Origin of the sequence: Ruania halotolerans (genome assembly GCF_021049285.1) — a bacterium.
Lineage (GTDB): Bacteria > Actinomycetota > Actinomycetes > Actinomycetales > Beutenbergiaceae > Ruania > Ruania halotolerans.
The window spans coordinates 3,842,630-3,858,609 of record NZ_CP088017.1; the positions used below are offsets into that span (position 1 = coordinate 3,842,630).

Sequence of the window (15,980 nt, forward strand, 5' to 3'; positions counted from 1 at the left end):
ATCACAGTCCCTGCCCTTCCGGTGCACGGGGCACGGGCTCGGCGTCATCGGGGGTGCTGCGCGGTGAGTCGTGCGCCACATCCGGCACCGCGCTGCCAGTTGCCTCACCCTGCCGGTCGACTTCGGACCCGAGCGAACGCAGGATGTCCAGCATCAGCCCGACCACCACGAGGAAGACCCCGATGTCGAAGAACAGTGAGGTGACCAGGTGCATCTCGCCGAGGATGCCGAGGTGGGCGTCGATCTTCACCGACTGCAGCACGGTGCCGCCGAAGAACAACGGCACGGCGCCCACCCCGGCGGAGAGGAACAGTCCCGAACCAAGCAGGGCACCGGGCAGAATCGGGGCTGCCTCGCCCAGCTCGTAGCGTCCGCCCGCGAGGTAGCGCACGGTGAGTGCCACGCCCACCACCATCCCGGCCACGAATCCGCCGCCGGGTGCGTTGTGCCCGGAGAAGAGCAGGAACACGGCGAACACCAGCATGGTGTGGAACAGGAGCCGGGTGGCCACTTCGAGGATCACCGAACGACGATTCGTGGACAACGAGCCGCCGGCGGGCAGCCAGGTGCGCGCTCGGCGGGCGTGGCCGGTGGTGGCGATCGAGGGGCCGAGGCGGGTGGCCGGGTCAGGCAGGTGGCTGGGCCAGATGGCGGCAGCATCGGAGCGACGGTCCCGGATCCGGTGCACCTGCCCGGAGCGGGTGCGTAGGAACACCAGCGAGGCGACTCCGGTGGCCGCCACCAGGAGTACGGCGATCTCGCCCATGGTGTCCCAGGCGCGGATGTCCACGAGGGTGACGTTGACGATGTTGCGTCCATAGCCGTACTCGTAGGCCTCATCCGGGAACAGGATCGAGATCGGATCCGCGATCCGGGCGTGCGGGATGATCAGCGCGAGCGCCATCACCAGCACCGCCACCGAGGCGGCGAGGGCGGCACGCCACCAGCGGCTGCCTTTGAGCGGCCGGTTCGAGAAGTAGGCGGGTAGTCGGCGCAGCACGAGGATGAAGACCACCAGCGAAATGGTCTCCACGAGCGCCTGCGTCAAGGCGAGATCCGGCGCCCCGTGCAACGCGAACAGCACCACCACCCCGTATCCGGTGATCCCGAGCAACACGACGGCCTTGAGCCGCCTGCGGGCCTGGGTGGTGAGGATCGCGCCGATCACGATCACCCCCGCGACCAGGAGTTGGACCGGGGTGTCGAACGCTCGAACCTCGCCTGGCTCGGCGCCTGAATTGACCAGCGCAATGGTCACCGCACTGACGGTGACGAGCAGGATGACCGCCAGATAGACCGGCAACGAACCGCGCTGAGTGAACGACGTGATCGCCACGGCTCCCCGGTCGAGACGGCGCATCGTGGTGCGATAGGCGCGGTCCGCATCCGGGCCAAGGATCACTGAGTCCTGTGCCCGCTCCACCAGCGTGCGCCCCACGAAGAGAGCGAGCCCGGCAGCGATCACCACGATCGTGAGCAGGAGCGGGAGTCCGAGCCCGCCCCACAGGGTGAGGTGGCCGGCCTCGCCGGCCGGGTAGGACCCGGCATACCGGCTCAGCAGTGCCTCCCCGAGGGAGGGCACCACACCGGCCGCCAGGCCAGCCACGGCGAGCACGATTCCCGGCACGAACAGGCCGGGCGCCTCCCGGTCCACCGAGGTGTCCTCCTGGCCGGGTTTCCTGGCGAAAGCCCCCCACAGGAACCGCATCCCGTAGGCGAAGGTCAGCACGGACCCGACCACCACGACGGCGAGCAATGCACTCTCGTAAGGGCCGCCGTCGTGCGTAAGCGCTTCTAGGGCTGCTTCCTTGCCCACGTACCCAGCGAAGGGGGGCAGGCCCACCATGGAGAAGGTGGCGAGGAACCCGGGCACGGCGGCCCACGGCAGCGAGCGGCCGAGGCCGGAGAGCTGGCGCAGGTCTCGGGTGCCGGCGGCGGCATCGATCACGCCGACGGTGAGGAACAGGGTGGCCTTGAACATGGCGTGTGCGCCGATGAGGGCGAGCCCGGCAAGCGCGACTGCGCGCTCGGCCTGGCCCACCAGTAGCACCAGGAATCCGAGCTGGCTGACGGTGCCGAAGGCGAGCAGGAGCTTGAGATCGTGCTGCTTCAGGGAGCGGTAGCCACCGATGAGCATGGTGGCGGAACCGGCCACCAGGATGATCCAGCGCCACGCCTCCACCTCGGCGAACCCGGGGGCCAGCCGGGCCACCAGATAGACGCCGGCTTTCACCATCGCGGCTGCGTGCAGGTAGGCACTGACCGGAGTGGGGGCGGCCATCGCACCGGGCAACCAGAAGTGGAACGGCACCAGGGCGGACTTGGTGAGCGCACCCACCAGCACACACACGATCGCAATGGTGGCTGCGGTTCCCTCGGGTGGGGAGGTGACGAGTCCGGCGAGCGAGAAGGAGCCGTCCTCCATCACGCCGAGGATGAGGAATCCGGCGAACATGACCAGACCGCCGAAGGTCGTCACCACGATGGCCTGCATACCGGCGCGGCGGGCGCCCTTGCGCTCGAAGTAGTGCCCGATGAGCAGGTAGGAGAAAACCGTGGTCAGTTCCCAGAACACGTACAGCACCAGCGTGTTGTCGCAGGTGACCAGGCCGAGCATGGCGCCGGCGAAGGCGATGAAGGTTCCCGAGAACCGGCCCAGGAACTTCGCCCCGGAGGAGAAGTACCAGGCACAGTAGATCAGCACCAGCGCGCCGATTCCGCCCACCAGCAGCACCATCAGCCAGGCGAGCACATCGAGCCGGAACGTCAGGTGCATGCCGAGGGAGGCGACCCAGGAGACTGCCTCGGTGGGGCCGGATCCACTCAGGACCGCGCTGGTCTGGGTGAGCGCCCACACCGCGGCGGATCCGGGCACCAGGGCCAGCGGAAGAAAGACCTTCCGGCCGAACCGCGCCACAAGCACCGGGGCAACGAGAGCCGCAAAGAGGTGCACGGCAATCAGCTGCAGCACGTCGGCTCCTGGTCAGTCGGCGTGGTCAGGGTGGCGGTGGTGCGTGGTGTTCGGTTGTGTGGGTACGCGGCAGCCCCGGCCCGATCGCCGGCGCGGACACCGCGGTGCTGCGAATTCTACCAATCGAAACTCCGGCTCTGCCGCTCGGCAGGGCAGCGGCCGCGGTGCGTCTCGATGCGAGTGGGGGCGTGAGAGATGGTTCTGCGTGGCGCGGCAATGCGCGGCGGAGTCAGGGCTGCACGAGGAACTGGTCGTCGTCAGTGACCTCGCCGCCCACGGCCGCAAGCACGGCGCGCGCGCTGGCCTCGATGCGTGCCCGGGCCTCCTCCCGCTGGTCCAGGGCCACCCGACCGGCCCGGCCCTCATGGAGGGCCACCGGGTCGGCAGGGTGCCACCGTAGGGCGTAGGCGATGGTTCCGGTGGCCGCCCAGTCGAGTCCGGCAAGCACCAGCGGCACCTGCAGTTCGGCTTCCACGGAGGCCCCGATCGTGCCGCCGTCGGGGTAGGCCCACTGCGCGCCGTATGCCTCAGTGACCACCGGTTCGGCGAGGGCATGGGCGTCGAAGGCGTCAGCCTCGGCGTGCAACCAGGTCCGCTCCCCTTCGTCCAGCCCGGACTCGGCGCCGATCGAATGCGGCGAATCTCGCGTATATCTCGCAGAATGGGCAGAATCGGCCGCACTCGGCATGGGGGTGGTGGGTTCGGTGAGCAGGCGGATGCCGGGGAGCACCGGAGTGAGCACACGGATCAGCGCATCGGGGTGCAGCCACACGTCGGCGTGCACCACGAGATCCACCCCGGCCGTCGGATCGGGCTCGAGCAGGTGCCCGGTGGAGGTGCGCACCACACCGCCGAGGCGGCGGCCCATCGCGCAGAGCACGTCGACGGCGGCCCTCTCCTGCCCCTCGAGGGTCCCCTCCGCGAACGCGGCCAGCAGGCCCCCGAGGGCGCGCAGTTCCTCCGGCACCGGTCCGCCCCGTTGGTGCGGACAGGTCAACAGGTACGCCTGGTCCGCCCAGTCCGGGAGACCCAGGGCGTCCCGGTCGCCGGCAGGGACGATGAACGGCCCGGACAGGTAGATGTCATCAGCGAGGGCGAGCACATCCTGCTCCACCCACTCCGCCTGCGGGTAGCGGGACAGGGCGAGTGCTTCCACTTCGTCGACCACCACGTCGTCCGGCACCGCCAGGAGGTGCCGTGTGGCCGCCGTCGCTGCGTCCAGGTGCGCGGCGCCTGGCGCCGAGCCGTCAGCACCAATGGACACAGGTGGCATGCCTGACTACCCCTCGACCCGGGTGCGGTGGAAGTTCACGTGCGAACGGGACGCCGTCGGGCCTCGCTGGCCCTGATAGCGCGAGCCTTGGGCGCCGGACCCATAGGGGTGCTCGGCAGGGCTGGAGAGGCGGAAGTAGCACAGCTGGCCGATCTTCATGCCTGGCCACAGGGTGATCGGCAGTGTCGCCACATTGGAGAGCTCGAGCGTGACGTGCCCGGAGAAGCCGGGGTCGATGAAGCCTGCGGTGGAGTGGGTGAGCAGGCCGAGGCGGCCGAGGCTGGACTTGCCCTCCAGGCGGGCGGCCACGTCGTCGGGCAGGGTGATCAGCTCGTAGGTGGAGCCGAGCACGAACTCGCCCGGGTGCAGGACGAACGACTCCTCCGGCTCGACTTCGACGAGTCGGGTGAGGTCGGGCTGGTCCGCGGCCGGATCGATCACCGGGTACTTGTGGTTGTCGAAGAGGCGGAAGTAGCGGTCCAGGCGCACGTCCACACTGGAGGGCTGGACCATGTCCGCATCGAATGGGTCCAGGCCCACCCGCCCAGAGGTCAGTTCGGCGCGGATGTCGCGATCGGAGAGCAGCACGCGCCCACGGTAGCCGACTGACCCGATCGGAGGCGGCGACTGTGCATCGCATCCGCGCAGATTGGGTATGCTGGGTTGCGCTGTGGCCGATGAACGGCCTCATGCGGGTGTAGTTCAATGGTAGAACATCAGCTTCCCAAGCTGATAGCGCGGGTTCGATTCCCGTCACCCGCTCCGATATGGGCGCAGGTCAAGAGAAGCGCTCGACCCCGTTCACCGCTTCCGCAGAAGCGCCCGAACACCTTAGGTGAGGCCGAGGCAGGAGCGCTGGTGGAGTCCTCCGCCCACGCCGCAGGAGAGAATGAGCCAGACACCTATCCGCGCTCCACAGAAGGCGACGATGCCCCGCACCCTCGCGCCCGGCCAACGGGCCCGCATCCACACCATCGACGTGACCGCGGGAGCCACCCGCCTGGTGCACGAGTCCACCGAGGTGCTCTACGAGGCGCCCAACTGGACCCTGGACGGCAAGTGGCTGATCGTGAACGGTGATGGCGTGTTGTTCCGGCTGCCCGCCGATGGCTCCGTCGACCCGGAGCCGATCGAGATTCCGGGCATCCCGCCGCTGAACAACGACCATGTGCTCGACCCGGACGGAGTGCACGTGTTCGTCTCGGCCGAGGACGGGCACATCTACCGCGCGCCCCTCGCCGGGGGCGAGGCGGTCCGCGTCACGAGCGAGGACGGGCTGCTGCACTTCCTGCACGGGGTGAGTCCCGACGGCGGAACGCTCGCCTATGTGGGCGTGGTCACCGAGCCCGGGGGTGCCTGGCACGCCCCGAACCTGTTCACCATCCCGGCCGACGGCGGCGCGAGCGTGCAGCTCACCGATGACGAGTTCGGTGACGACGGTGCCGAGTTCTCCCCCGGCGGGGGCTGGATCTACTTCAACACCGAGCGCCCGCTCACGGGGCCGCCCCGGGCGGCCGGGCACGCACAACTGGCCCGGATGGGCCCCGACGGCTCCGGGGCCGAGCAGCTCACCCACGACGAGCGGGTGAACTGGTTTCCGCACCCCTCCCCCGACGGCGCCCGGCTCGCCTACGTCTCCTTCCCACCCGGCACCGTCGGGCACCCGGCCGACCGCGACGTGATCGTCCGGGTGTGCGGACCGCGGGGCGAGGACGTGACCGACCTGGTGAACGTGCTCGGCGGGCAGGGGACCATGAACGTGCCGAGCTGGTCCCCGGACAGCACGCGGATCGCGTACGTGGACTACCCGGTGGGTACCTGAGCGACGACATTCTCACCACGTCGTCGGCACCTCATCCCTCCAGCAGCAGCGCTTCGCCCTGCCCTCCCCCACCACAGAGCCCGACGGCGGCCCTTCCGCCCTGCTGCGCCCGCTGGTGGGCGGCATGGACAACCAGGCGCGCACCGGAAGCGCCGATCGGGTGGCCGAGCGCGATCCCGCCGCCGTGTGGGTTCACCCGTTCCATCTCCAGGCCGAGCGCCGCCACCGAGTGGGCGACGACGGCGCCGAAGGCCTCGTTGATCTCCACGTGACCCAGGTTATCGATTGCCCAACCCTGCCGGTCCAGCGCGGCGACGATCGCTCGCGCGGGTTGAGCATGCAGGGACGTGTCCGGACCCGCCACCTGCCCGGCCGCGCGGACGGTGGCGAGCACCTGCCAGCCCTCGTTCTCGGCACGGGCGCGCGTGGTCATGACCACGGCGGCTGCACCGTCGGAAATCTGGGAGGCGTTCCCGGCAGTGATGTTTCCGTCCGGAGTGAAGGCGGGCCGCACGTGCGCCAACGTCTCCACCGTGGTCTCCGGGCGGATCCCCTCGTCGCGTTCCACCACCGTCTCGCCCTTGCGCCCGGTGATCGTCACCGGCACCACCTCACCATCGAACACGCCAGACTCCCAGGCAGCCGCCGCCCGCCGATGTGAGGCAGCCGCCACCTCGTCCTGGTCGGCCCGGCTCACGTGGAAGCGCTCCGCGTCATAGCGGTCAGTCGCCAGACCCATCGCCTCGTGGTCGAACGCATCGGTGAGCCCGTCGTGCGCGGTCACGTCGATCGCCTCCACGGAGCCATAGGTCCACCCCTGCCGCGACCCGGGCAACAGGTGCGGCGCGTTCGTCATCGACTCCATCCCCCCGGCCACCACCACCTCGGCCTCGCCGCAGCGCAGCAGCCGGGCGGCGTCGATCACCGCCGTCAGGCCGGACAGGCACACCTTGTTCACGGTGGTGGCGTGCGCGCGCCAGCCGACCCCGGCGCCGATCGCAGCCTGACGGGCCGGGTTCTGCCCGGCACCGGCCTGCAGCACCTGCCCCATGATCACGGCGTCCACCGCTTCCGCGGGAACGCCCTGGTCCAACGCTCCCCGGATCGCCACCGAACCGAGCGCGGTGGCCGCCAGGGGTGCGAGCTGCCCGCGCAATTTGCCTTGTGGGGTGCGCGTGGCACCCACGATCACGACGTCGTCAGCTGCTCTGGTCATTGGGAGTTCACCTCGGTCAGATCGGGGTCGACGGCGATCTCCGGTTCCGTACATTCGCGCACCTCATCCGCGGTGACACCGGGAGCGAGCTCACGCAGCACCAGCCCGCCGCCGGTGACGTCCAGGACCGCGAGGTCAGTGATGATCCGGTTCACCACAGCGCGCCCGGTGAGCGGCAGGGAGCACTCCCGGACGATCTTGGGCGATCCATCCTTGGCCGTGTGCGTCATCAGCACCACCACCCGCCGGGCACCCTGCACCAGATCCATCCCCCCGCCGGGACCCTTGACCATCTTGCCGGGGATCATCCAGTTCGCCAGGTCGCCGGCGCCCGAGACCTGCATGCCGCCGAGGATGGCCACGTCGATCTTGCCGCCGCGAATCATCCCGAAGGACATCGCGGAGTCGAAGAAGGACGTGCCCGGGAGGGTGGTGACGGTCTCCTTGCCGGCATTGATCAGGTCCGGGTCCACGTTCTCCTCGGCCGGGTAGGGCCCGACGCCGAGGATCCCGTTCTCGGATTGCAGCACCACCTCACGCCCCGCCGGCACGTAGTTCGGTACCAGCGTGGGGAGCCCGATTCCGAGGTTCACGTAGGCGCCGTCGGGCAGCTCCCGGGCGGCGCGGGCGGCCATCTCTTCCCTGGTCAGTGCCATCAGGCGGCTCCCCTGCCGGCAGCCGGAGCGACCGTCCGCTTCTCGATCCGCTTCTCGATATCCAGCCCCACCTCCACCACCCGGTGCACGTACACACCGGGCAGGTGGATCTCGTCCGGATCCAGCTCACCCGGCTCCACCAGCTCTTCGACCTGGGCGATGCACACCCTCCCGGCCATCGCAGCCTGTGGGGTGAAGTTGCGGGCGGACTTCGTGAACACCAGGTTGCCGTGCCTGTCTGCCTTCGCCGCGTGCACCAGAGCGAAGTCGGTGTGGATGGCCTCCTCCAGCACGAACTCCCGCGGGCCGCCGTCGGTGGGATACGTGCGCACTTCCTTGGGCGTGGACGCCTGGGCAACGCCCCCAGCGCCGTCGTACCGCTGCGGCAACCCACCCTCGGCCATCTGCGTGCCAGTGCCGGCCCGCGTGAAGAACGCAGCAATCCCCGAACCGCCGGCCCGCAACCGTTCGGCGAGGGTGCCCTGCGGAACCAGCTCCACCTCCAGCTCACCGGAGAGGAACTGGCGCTCGAACTCCTTGTTCTCCCCCACGTAGGACGCGGTCATCTTGCTGATCCGCCCGGCGCCGAGCAGCAGCCCAAGCCCCCAATCGTCCACGCCGCAGTTGTTCGAGACCACGCGCAGATCGGTGGTGCCCTGCTCGAGCAGGGCCTGGATCAGAACGGACGGGATACCGCACAGGCCGAAGCCCCCGACGGCGAGGGTGGCGCCATCCGGGATGTCCGCCACCGCGTCGGCGGCGGAGGCGACCGTCTTGTCCAGGCCGCGGGACGTCGTCGTCATCTCGCCTCCTCGAGGGTATGGCTCTATCGTGCGCCCTCTGGGCGCCGGTGTCATCTCACAGCGGATGCGACCCTGCGATCGAGGTGCGGACCGCCGCCAGGTCCGGAGCTCGCTACATGCCGGGAGACTTCTCTGTAGGGAGGCGGCGCCGCTGCCAGGAGCCGAGGATGTGGTCCCGCATGGCCTCGCGGGCGCGGCGCGCATCTCCGGCATCGATCGCCTCAACCACCGCTTCATGCTCGGCGAGGGTCAGCTCGAAGGCGCGCGTCGGATCGAGGCCCGTATAGCGATCGCTGTGCACCGCATGCAAGATGAGCGCCCGGGCGATGTTCGCGGCCAGCGCGTTGCCGGAGAGGTCCATGACCGCCAGATGGAACTGGACGTCGGCATCGCGGAAAACGCTCGAGTCGCTGACCGACTCGGCCATGTTCTCGATCCGCTCACGCAGGATCAGCCGCGTCTGATCATCCACGGTGGCCGCTGCATCACCGGCCATCTCGGCCTCGAGGGCACTGCGTACGACACTGAGATCATCCAGCACCCCCAGGGTGCGGTCATTGCTGATCATCGTCGACAGCACGAGCGGATCGAGCACGTTCCAGCTGGTGATCGGTTGCACGTGGGTACCGCGCCCCTGCGCGACGGTGATCATGCCCTTTTCCTGCAGCCGCTTCATTGTTTCGCGGATGACCGTCCGGCTGACACCGAACTCGGCCGTCAATTCCGCTTCCGTGGGCAGGATCTGTCCCGGTCCGTACTCGCCGGCCACGATCGCTTGGACGAACTCCCGGAGCACCGTGGCCCCGATGCGCTCTATCGGACGTCGGGTGCGAGCGGAGGCCGTCGGCTCTGAGGAGGGCATGACACCAACCTATTGATCACGGAACATCTCGGATACCCTGACACGCCAAACAGCAGACATATGATGTATGGTGTTCGAACGATCTCACCTCGAGGATGATATGAAGATCACCGGTTACCGCACCCTCAGCACGACCCACCATTGGGGCAGGCCCGTTGGCGACGTCAACGGGTTCATCGCCTCCGGCGTCACGGACGTGCCTCTCGTGGTCATCGAAACCGACGAGGGCGTCGAGGGCGTGGCGGCCGGTTCCCACGCCGATCTCGACCGGCTCTTCCCGGCGCTCGAGGGCAAGGATCCTCGCGCCGTCTCGACGCTGTACGACGCCATGCTCGCGCGAGTGTTCAAGTCATCCCACGGCGGCGCGACGTTCGGGGGGATCGGAACCCTCGACACGGCCCTGTGGGATATCAAGGCCAAGCTCGCCGGTGAGCCCCTGTGGCGCCTCCTCGGCGCCGGTGACCGGTTCGTGCACGGCTACGCGTCCGGCCTCGACGCCGCGCTCACGGACGACGAACTCGCGACCCTCTACCAATCATTTGCCGATCGCGGGTATACCGCAGCCAAGCTCAAAGGCGGCCGGTGCCTGAAGGACGACCTGCGACGCTTCGCTCTGATCACCGAGACACTCAGCACCGCAAGCGCCGCTCCTGCGCTCATGCTCGACGCCAACGAGTCCTGGAACGTCAAACAGGCCGTGCGGTACGTGAGCGCACTCGAGGAGCACATCGACCTGACGTGGATCGAAGAACCGCTACGCCGGTGGGACACCGTCGGGCATGCACGCCTGAGCCAATCGATCAAGGCCGCTGTGGCCACCGGAGAGAACCTCACCGGACTCGAGTGGTATCGGCCGCTGCTGGACGGCGGTGGTGCCGACATCGTCCAGGCAGGGGCGATCTGGGGAGTCACGCACATGCTGCGGGTGGCGATGGCCGCGCACAGCCGCGATCTGCCGCTCAGTCCGGTCGGCCTCACGGCGAACCATGCGGTCGCAGCGGTCGCAGCCGCCGTGCCGAATCATCTCTCGTCCGAAGTGCAGGATCTCGGCGTCCCAGTCGGCCTCACGGTCGACCAGGAGTTCGTCGATGGCGGCATCGTGCTGGGCGACCGAGCCGGCGCCGGGATGGTGATCGACGAATCAGCCATTCGCGCTGCCCGCGAGGCGGAGGGATGGCAGGAACCTGCCGGACCACACACCCGCCCGCAGCGCAGCGGCCTGCGCCTCGTTGATGGCGACGGCTGGGGGAAATGATGGAGATACGTCCGGGCCTGCACCGCATCGTCGCTCCCTTGGGGGAGCGGTTCATTGCCATGTATCTGCTGACCGGCGCCCGGGGAGCACTGCTATTCGACACCGGCGTCGAGGAGTCAGTCTCGGGAACGCTGACGCCCTACCTGGGTCAGATCGGCCTGGACCCGACCGAGATTCGCTGGACGATCAGTTCGCACTGCGACTTCGACCACACCGGCGGCAACGGCGCCTTACGAGAGCTCGCGCCCGACGTCGAGTTGCTGGCCGGCCGTGACGACGTCCCGATGACCGAGGACATCGAGCTACTCATCCGCGGCCGCTACGGCGAGTTCGCCGACGCTGACGGTTTCGACGACCCGCCCGAGGCCACCGCCGAGATCCGCCGCAGCACCCGCCTCGTCACGGTGGACCGGGCGCTGGAGGGCGGCGAGGTGTTCGATCTCGGCGACCGCCGGATCGAGGTGCTCCGCGCACCCGGCCACTCCCCCGGCCACCTGGCGCTGTGGGATCCGGTCAACCGCGCCCTGCTCATCTCCGACGCCGTCCTCGGCGAGAGCGTCCTGACGACGCAGGGTGCGCCGATCTTCCCGCCCACCTACCGCGACGTGGTCGCCTACACCGAGACCATCACCCGACTGCGTTCCTACCGCGCCGACCTGCTCCTGACGGCGCACTACCCGGTCTACGAGGGTGCCCACGCGGCCGGGTTCCTGAACCGCTCGGCCGCCTACGTCGACCGCATCGACCAGGTGATCGCCGACCACTTACGCAGCGGGGAGGAACTGACCTCCCTCGAACTCATCCACCGCTGCACGCCGCACCTGGGCTCGTGGTCGGACGCGGCTGCCGAGTACCTGATCTTCCCGATGACCGGCAACCTGGAGCGCCTCGCCGCCGCCGGGACCGTACGCGAGGGGTCTCGGGCAGGCCGCCGGACCTGGCGGTGGGTCGGATGAGCGTCCGGCTCGGGGCCATCGGCGCGGGCTGGTGGGCCACGAGCAATCACTTCCCGATCTTCGCCGCCCGCGAGGACGTGGAGCTCGTAGGAGTCTGCGGCAGGGGACCGAGCCTGGCCCACGCGCAGGCAGAGTTCGGGTTCGACCTGGCCACCGAGGACGCCGACGAACTCCTCGCCGCGGACATCGACGCCGTGGTCATCTCCACCCCGCATGACCTGCATCACCGGTTCGCGGCACAGGCGCTCGAGCGCGGATTACACGTGTTGTGTGAGAAGCCGATGACGTTGGACGCTGCCCAGGCGTGGGACCTGGTCGAACGTGCCGAACGCGCCGGGACCGTCTTCCTGGTGCCCTACGGCTGGAACTACAAGCCGTTCACGTCCGCGGCCAAGCGCATCCTCGACGCCGGTGGGATCGGTGAGATCCAGTACGTGCTCTGCCACATGGCCTCACCCACCCGTGGCCTGTTCGGCTCCGACCCCACCCACATGCTGCAGCGGTGGAACTCGCACACCGCGCCCGACCCGAGCACCTGGGCCGACCCTGCCCACGGCGGCGGCTACGCGCACGGGCAGATCACCCACTCCTCGGCGCTGCTGTCCTGGCTCACGGGCCTACGCGCCACCACGGTGGCGGGCCGGGTGAGCGGACCAGGGGCCGCCGTCGACCTCTTCGACGCCGCTGTGGTGCAGTTCGAGGGCGGAGCGCTGGGCACCGTCTCGGGTGCTGCCACGCTCGCCGACGGCGACAAGTACCAGCTCGACATCCGCCTGTTCGGCTCCGAGGGGGTGCTGATGATCGATGTGGAACGCGAGCGGGTCTCACTGAGCCGCTACGACGGCCGCCGCGAGGACGTCGCCATCGCCCCGGGTGAGGGCGAGTACGAGTGCCTCGTGCCCCCGGCCAGATTCATCGACCTGATCACCGGTGCCAGCACCGAGAACAACTCCGATGCCCTGGTGGCCGCGAGATCGGTCGAGCTGATCGAGGCGCTGCTGCGCTCGGCCGGCGCCAGCGGCGTCGAGACGCCCGTCCATCGAGAACCTCTGAGGGAGACATGACCGACGCCACCCACCGCGGAGTCCTCGACGGCTACCGCGTGATCGACTGCTCCATCGCCATGGCCGGCCCGTTCGCGGCCCAGCGCCTGGGCGACCTGGGCGCCGACGTCATCAAGGTTGAACCCACCACCGGGGAGTGGCAGCGCGGCGCCGCTGCCGGTGGGGCGAAAGGCAACGAGATCAACGTGTCCTTCCTCAGCCTGAACCGGAACAAGCGGTCCCTGGCGATCGACCTCAAGTCCGAGGAAGGACGCCAGATCGTGCGCGAGCTCGTCGCTGGCGCCGACGTCTTCCTGCAGAACTACCGGCCCGGCGTCGCTGCCCGTCTCGGCCTGGATTACGAGACCCTCGCCGCGATCAACCCGGCGCTGGTCTACGTGTCCATCTCCGGCTACGGCGAGGACGGACCGTACCGTGACCGCCCCGGCCAAGACCTCATCCTGCAGGCCATGAGCGGGGCCATGCTCTCCGCCGGGCGCGACGGTGAGCCGCCCGCGCCCGCCGGGCAGTACCTGGCCGACGCCGTCACCGCCTCGACCGCGTTCGAGGGCGTGCTGGCGGCGTTGCTCCACCGGGAGCGCACGGGCGAGGGCCAGCTCGTCACCGTCAACATGCTCGACGCGCTCACCACCCTGCAGATGCAAGAACTGAGTGTTTACACCGTCGGCGGCGTACCCCAGCAGCGGGGCGAGGAGCCGCACGCGCATGTCTACATCCGCGCCCCGTACGGCATCTTCGAGACCGCGGACGGGTTCCTGGCCCTCGCGTTCGCCGACCTGGAGGCCCTGGGGGCCGTGCTGGAGGAGCCACGGCTGGCGGGCCTGGATGCCGAGACCCACGGCTGGACCCACCGGGACGAACTTCACGCGATCGTGGCCGGGCACCTGCGTGGGCGCAGCACGCAGCACTGGCTGGACGTGCTGCTTCCCGCCGGTATGTGGGTCGGTCCGGTGTACGGCTACGAGGATCTGGTCCAGGACCCGCAGATCCGGCACAACGGGACGTTCGTCGAATACGACCACCCCACCGAGGGTCGCGTGAAGACACCCGGCTTCCCCTACCGGATGACGAAGACACCACCGCGCATCGACCGCGGTGCGCCACGGGTCGGCGAGCACACCCGGGAGATTCTCGGCGAGCTGGGTATCGAGTCAGACCGCGCCGACAGCCTGGTCGGCAGCGGTGTGGTGGCCGAACCGGTCAGCGCCCCGGTATGACCGACTATGTCGGGCTCACCTGGGACCACCCGCGCGGCCGGAACGCGCTGGAGGCGGCGGCCACTCGCCTGACCGGGCCGGACACACTGCGGTGGGAGGTCCAGCCGCTGGAGGGGTTCGAGTCTGCGGCGATCGCCGACCTCGCCAGGCGCTATGACGTCCTGGTGCTCGATCACCCTCACCTCGGCGACGCACTGGCCGCCGGCTGCCTGCACCCGATCGACGACCTGGTGCCCGCGGAGGTGGTGCGCCGGTTGGAGCAGGGCGCGGTAGGTGCCAGCGTGCGCTCGTACCAGCTCGGCCCGCATCTGTGGGCACTCCCGCTGGACGCCGCGACGCAGGTGAGCGCGCGACAGACCCAGGCGCTGCCCGAACCACCCACGACCTGGCACGACGCACTCGACCTCGCCGACGGCGGCCGACTCGCGATGAGCCTGGCCGGTCCGCACGCGTTCCTGACCCTCTGCTCAATCACCCTCTCGCTGAGCGGCGAGAGCTCGGCCTCGGTCTTCGACCGCCCCGTCGCCGAGCGAGCGTTGGAGATCATGACGGCCCTGAGCACGAACCTCCCCCACGACACCGAGCGGCTGAACCCGATCGGCCTGCTGGAACGGATGCGCACGGTTGGCGACATCGACTACATCCCGCTCGTCTACGGCTACGTCACCTATTCCAGCCCCGCACTCGCGTTCGGGCCCCCACCGCAGGGGCGGCGTACCGGCTCCACGATCGGCGGCACCGGGATCGCGCTGACGCGGCGCAGCACCCCCTCAGCGGCTCTCCTGGAGCATCTGACCTGGCTGCTCGCCGAGGAGACCCAGCGCACGTTCATCCCCGCCCACGACGGTCAACCCAGCGCCCGTGCCGCCTGGACGGACCCGGCGGTCGACGACGCCGCGTACGGCTTCTACTCCGCCACCCGCTCGACCATGGAGACCGCGTGGGTGCGCCCCCGCTTCGCCGGTTACATCCCCGTCCAGAGCCAGGCATCAGCGATCGTGCGCGCGGCCGTCCTCACCGGGCGGGCAGCCGGCGACGCACTCGACGAACTCGAGGAACTCCTCACCCACCGACCGGAGGCCGTATGACCCTCACATCCCGCACCGAACTCCTCGTCGTCGACGTCCACGACCATGTCGCCACGATCCGCCTGAACCGGCCGGAGAAGCTCAACGCCGTCACCCAGGAGATGAGCGCCGAGCTGGCCCGCCTCGTCACCGCCGTCAACGACGAACCGTCCATCCGGGTCCTCGTCTACACCGGCACCGGACGCGCCTTTTGCGCCGGCAGCGACATCACCACCCTCGACGAGTACGACACCCCGTGGGCTTTCCGCAACCGGCGCGACTACTGCGACGCGCTACGTGAGTGCCGCAAACCGATCATCGCCGCCGTGAACGGCTACGCATTCGGTGGCGGTCTCGAGGCGGCGCTCACCTGCGATATCCGGGTTGCCGCCGAGTCCGCGACCTTCGCGGCGCCCGAGGTGACGCTCGGATGGATCGGCGGCGGGGGGATGTCACCCCTGCTGGCCGCATCCGTCGGACCAGGCAACGCGGCCCTGATGCTGATGACCGGCGATCGCATCGACGCCTCCCAGGCATTGTCCTGGGGATTGATCAGTCAGGTCCTGCCGGCCGAGGAGCTGCTCAGCCGGGCCCAGGAACTGGCTAGGATCATCGCCACCCGACCCCCGATCGCCGTCGAGACGGCGAAGGCGAACGTGCGTGCCGCGCAGAATCTCCCGCTCGACCAGGCGATCGGCTACGAGCGCGAGCTGCAGGCAATCACCTTCGCCACCGCAGACGCCGCCGAGGGACGCACCGCTTTCACCGAGAAGCGCACCGGCACTTTCCACGGCCGCTGAGACGAGGAGGAACTCCCG

At 69.3% G+C, this 15,980-nt stretch carries 14 protein-coding genes and 1 tRNA gene; 8 read left to right on the forward strand and 7 right to left on the reverse strand.

What is annotated here, in order from left to right:
- Window position 1 precedes the first annotated feature (1 nt).
- From LQF10_RS17410 to dcd, 3 genes are all read right to left on the reverse strand, one after another.
- On the reverse strand, window positions 2–2,971 hold the full coding sequence (locus LQF10_RS17410; RefSeq protein WP_231065074.1) for a Na+/H+ antiporter subunit A: 2,970 nt from the start codon (window positions 2,969–2,971) through the stop codon (window positions 2–4).
- Between the two features lie 229 nt (window positions 2,972–3,200).
- Complete coding sequence (locus tag LQF10_RS17415) at window positions 3,201–4,244, reverse strand: hypothetical protein (RefSeq protein ID WP_231065075.1); 1,044 nt, start codon at window positions 4,242–4,244, stop codon at window positions 3,201–3,203.
- A 6-nt stretch (window positions 4,245–4,250) separates the two neighbouring features.
- Window positions 4,251–4,832, reverse strand: a complete 582-nt coding sequence (gene dcd, locus LQF10_RS17420) for a dCTP deaminase (RefSeq protein WP_231065076.1) — start codon at window positions 4,830–4,832, stop codon at window positions 4,251–4,253.
- A 103-nt stretch (window positions 4,833–4,935) separates the two neighbouring features.
- On the opposite strand from dcd, the gene LQF10_RS17425 reads away from it, so the two are divergent.
- Window positions 4,936–5,006, forward strand: a tRNA-Gly gene (locus tag LQF10_RS17425).
- A gap of 127 nt (window positions 5,007–5,133) precedes the next feature.
- Window positions 5,134–6,066, forward strand: coding sequence for a TolB family protein (locus LQF10_RS17430; RefSeq protein ID WP_231065077.1), 933 nt, complete (start codon window positions 5,134–5,136; stop codon window positions 6,064–6,066).
- A 31-nt stretch (window positions 6,067–6,097) separates the two neighbouring features.
- Here the strand turns inward: LQF10_RS17430 and LQF10_RS17435 are convergent, their stop codons facing one another.
- From LQF10_RS17435 to LQF10_RS17450, 4 genes are all read right to left on the reverse strand, one after another.
- A complete protein-coding gene (locus tag LQF10_RS17435; RefSeq protein WP_231065078.1) occupies window positions 6,098–7,282 on the reverse strand; it encodes an acetyl-CoA C-acyltransferase in 1,185 nt (394 codons plus the stop codon).
- Complete coding sequence (locus LQF10_RS17440) at window positions 7,279–7,938, reverse strand: CoA transferase subunit B (RefSeq protein WP_231065079.1); 660 nt, start codon at window positions 7,936–7,938, stop codon at window positions 7,279–7,281. The genes LQF10_RS17435 and LQF10_RS17440 overlap by 4 nt, the downstream gene beginning before the upstream one ends.
- Window positions 7,938–8,741 (reverse strand): CoA transferase subunit A, encoded by an 804-nt coding sequence (locus LQF10_RS17445; RefSeq protein WP_231065080.1) that lies wholly within the window; start codon window positions 8,739–8,741, stop codon window positions 7,938–7,940. Before LQF10_RS17445 ends, LQF10_RS17440 begins: the two co-directional genes overlap by 1 nt.
- A gap of 112 nt (window positions 8,742–8,853) precedes the next feature.
- Window positions 8,854–9,603 (reverse strand): FadR/GntR family transcriptional regulator, encoded by a 750-nt coding sequence (locus tag LQF10_RS17450; protein WP_290371116.1) that lies wholly within the window; start codon window positions 9,601–9,603, stop codon window positions 8,854–8,856.
- 100 nt (window positions 9,604–9,703) lie between these two features.
- On the opposite strand from LQF10_RS17450, the gene LQF10_RS17455 reads away from it, so the two are divergent.
- From LQF10_RS17455 to LQF10_RS17480, 6 genes are read left to right on the forward strand one after another with little or no spacing between them, the layout of a single operon-like run.
- A complete protein-coding gene (locus tag LQF10_RS17455) occupies window positions 9,704–10,858 on the forward strand; it encodes a mandelate racemase/muconate lactonizing enzyme family protein (protein WP_231065082.1) in 1,155 nt (384 codons plus the stop codon).
- Window positions 10,858–11,814 carry an MBL fold metallo-hydrolase gene (locus LQF10_RS17460; RefSeq protein ID WP_231065083.1) on the forward strand — a complete coding sequence of 319 codons (957 nt, stop codon included), beginning with the start codon at window positions 10,858–10,860 and terminating at the stop codon, window positions 11,812–11,814. The genes LQF10_RS17455 and LQF10_RS17460 overlap by 1 nt, the downstream gene beginning before the upstream one ends.
- Window positions 11,811–12,878 (forward strand): Gfo/Idh/MocA family protein, encoded by a 1,068-nt coding sequence (locus tag LQF10_RS17465; protein ID WP_231065084.1) that lies wholly within the window; start codon window positions 11,811–11,813, stop codon window positions 12,876–12,878. Before LQF10_RS17460 ends, LQF10_RS17465 begins: the two co-directional genes overlap by 4 nt.
- Window positions 12,875–14,095, forward strand: a complete 1,221-nt coding sequence (locus tag LQF10_RS17470) for a CaiB/BaiF CoA transferase family protein (RefSeq protein WP_231065085.1) — start codon at window positions 12,875–12,877, stop codon at window positions 14,093–14,095. The genes LQF10_RS17465 and LQF10_RS17470 overlap by 4 nt, the downstream gene beginning before the upstream one ends.
- Entirely contained in the window at window positions 14,092–15,183 is a 1,092-nt protein-coding gene (locus LQF10_RS17475) for a type 2 periplasmic-binding domain-containing protein (RefSeq protein ID WP_231065086.1), read from the forward strand. Before LQF10_RS17470 ends, LQF10_RS17475 begins: the two co-directional genes overlap by 4 nt.
- The gene (locus tag LQF10_RS17480; RefSeq protein ID WP_231065087.1) at window positions 15,180–15,962 is read left to right on the forward strand and encodes an enoyl-CoA hydratase/isomerase family protein; all 783 of its coding nucleotides are present in this window, start codon (window positions 15,180–15,182) and stop codon (window positions 15,960–15,962) included. Before LQF10_RS17475 ends, LQF10_RS17480 begins: the two co-directional genes overlap by 4 nt.
- Window positions 15,963–15,980: the final 18 nt, after the last annotated feature.

Coding starts and splice junctions, on each gene's coding strand:
- LQF10_RS17415 (WP_231065075.1), bottom strand. CDS start 4,244: ATGCCACCTGTGTCCATTGGTGCTGACGGCTCGGCGCCAGGCGCCGCG.
- LQF10_RS17430 (WP_231065077.1), top strand. CDS start 5,134: ATGAGCCAGACACCTATCCGCGCTCCACAGAAGGCGACGATGCCCCGC.
- LQF10_RS17435 (WP_231065078.1), bottom strand. CDS start 7,282: ATGACCAGAGCAGCTGACGACGTCGTGATCGTGGGTGCCACGCGCACC.
- LQF10_RS17440 (WP_231065079.1), bottom strand. CDS start 7,938: ATGGCACTGACCAGGGAAGAGATGGCCGCCCGCGCCGCCCGGGAGCTG.
- LQF10_RS17445 (WP_231065080.1), bottom strand. CDS start 8,741: ATGACGACGACGTCCCGCGGCCTGGACAAGACGGTCGCCTCCGCCGCC.
- LQF10_RS17450 (WP_290371116.1), bottom strand. CDS start 9,603: ATGCCCTCCTCAGAGCCGACGGCCTCCGCTCGCACCCGACGTCCGATA.
- LQF10_RS17455 (WP_231065082.1), top strand. CDS start 9,704: ATGAAGATCACCGGTTACCGCACCCTCAGCACGACCCACCATTGGGGC.
- LQF10_RS17460 (WP_231065083.1), top strand. CDS start 10,858: ATGGAGATACGTCCGGGCCTGCACCGCATCGTCGCTCCCTTGGGGGAG.
- LQF10_RS17465 (WP_231065084.1), top strand. CDS start 11,811: ATGAGCGTCCGGCTCGGGGCCATCGGCGCGGGCTGGTGGGCCACGAGC.
- LQF10_RS17470 (WP_231065085.1), top strand. CDS start 12,875: ATGACCGACGCCACCCACCGCGGAGTCCTCGACGGCTACCGCGTGATC.
- LQF10_RS17475 (WP_231065086.1), top strand. CDS start 14,092: ATGACCGACTATGTCGGGCTCACCTGGGACCACCCGCGCGGCCGGAAC.
- LQF10_RS17480 (WP_231065087.1), top strand. CDS start 15,180: ATGACCCTCACATCCCGCACCGAACTCCTCGTCGTCGACGTCCACGAC.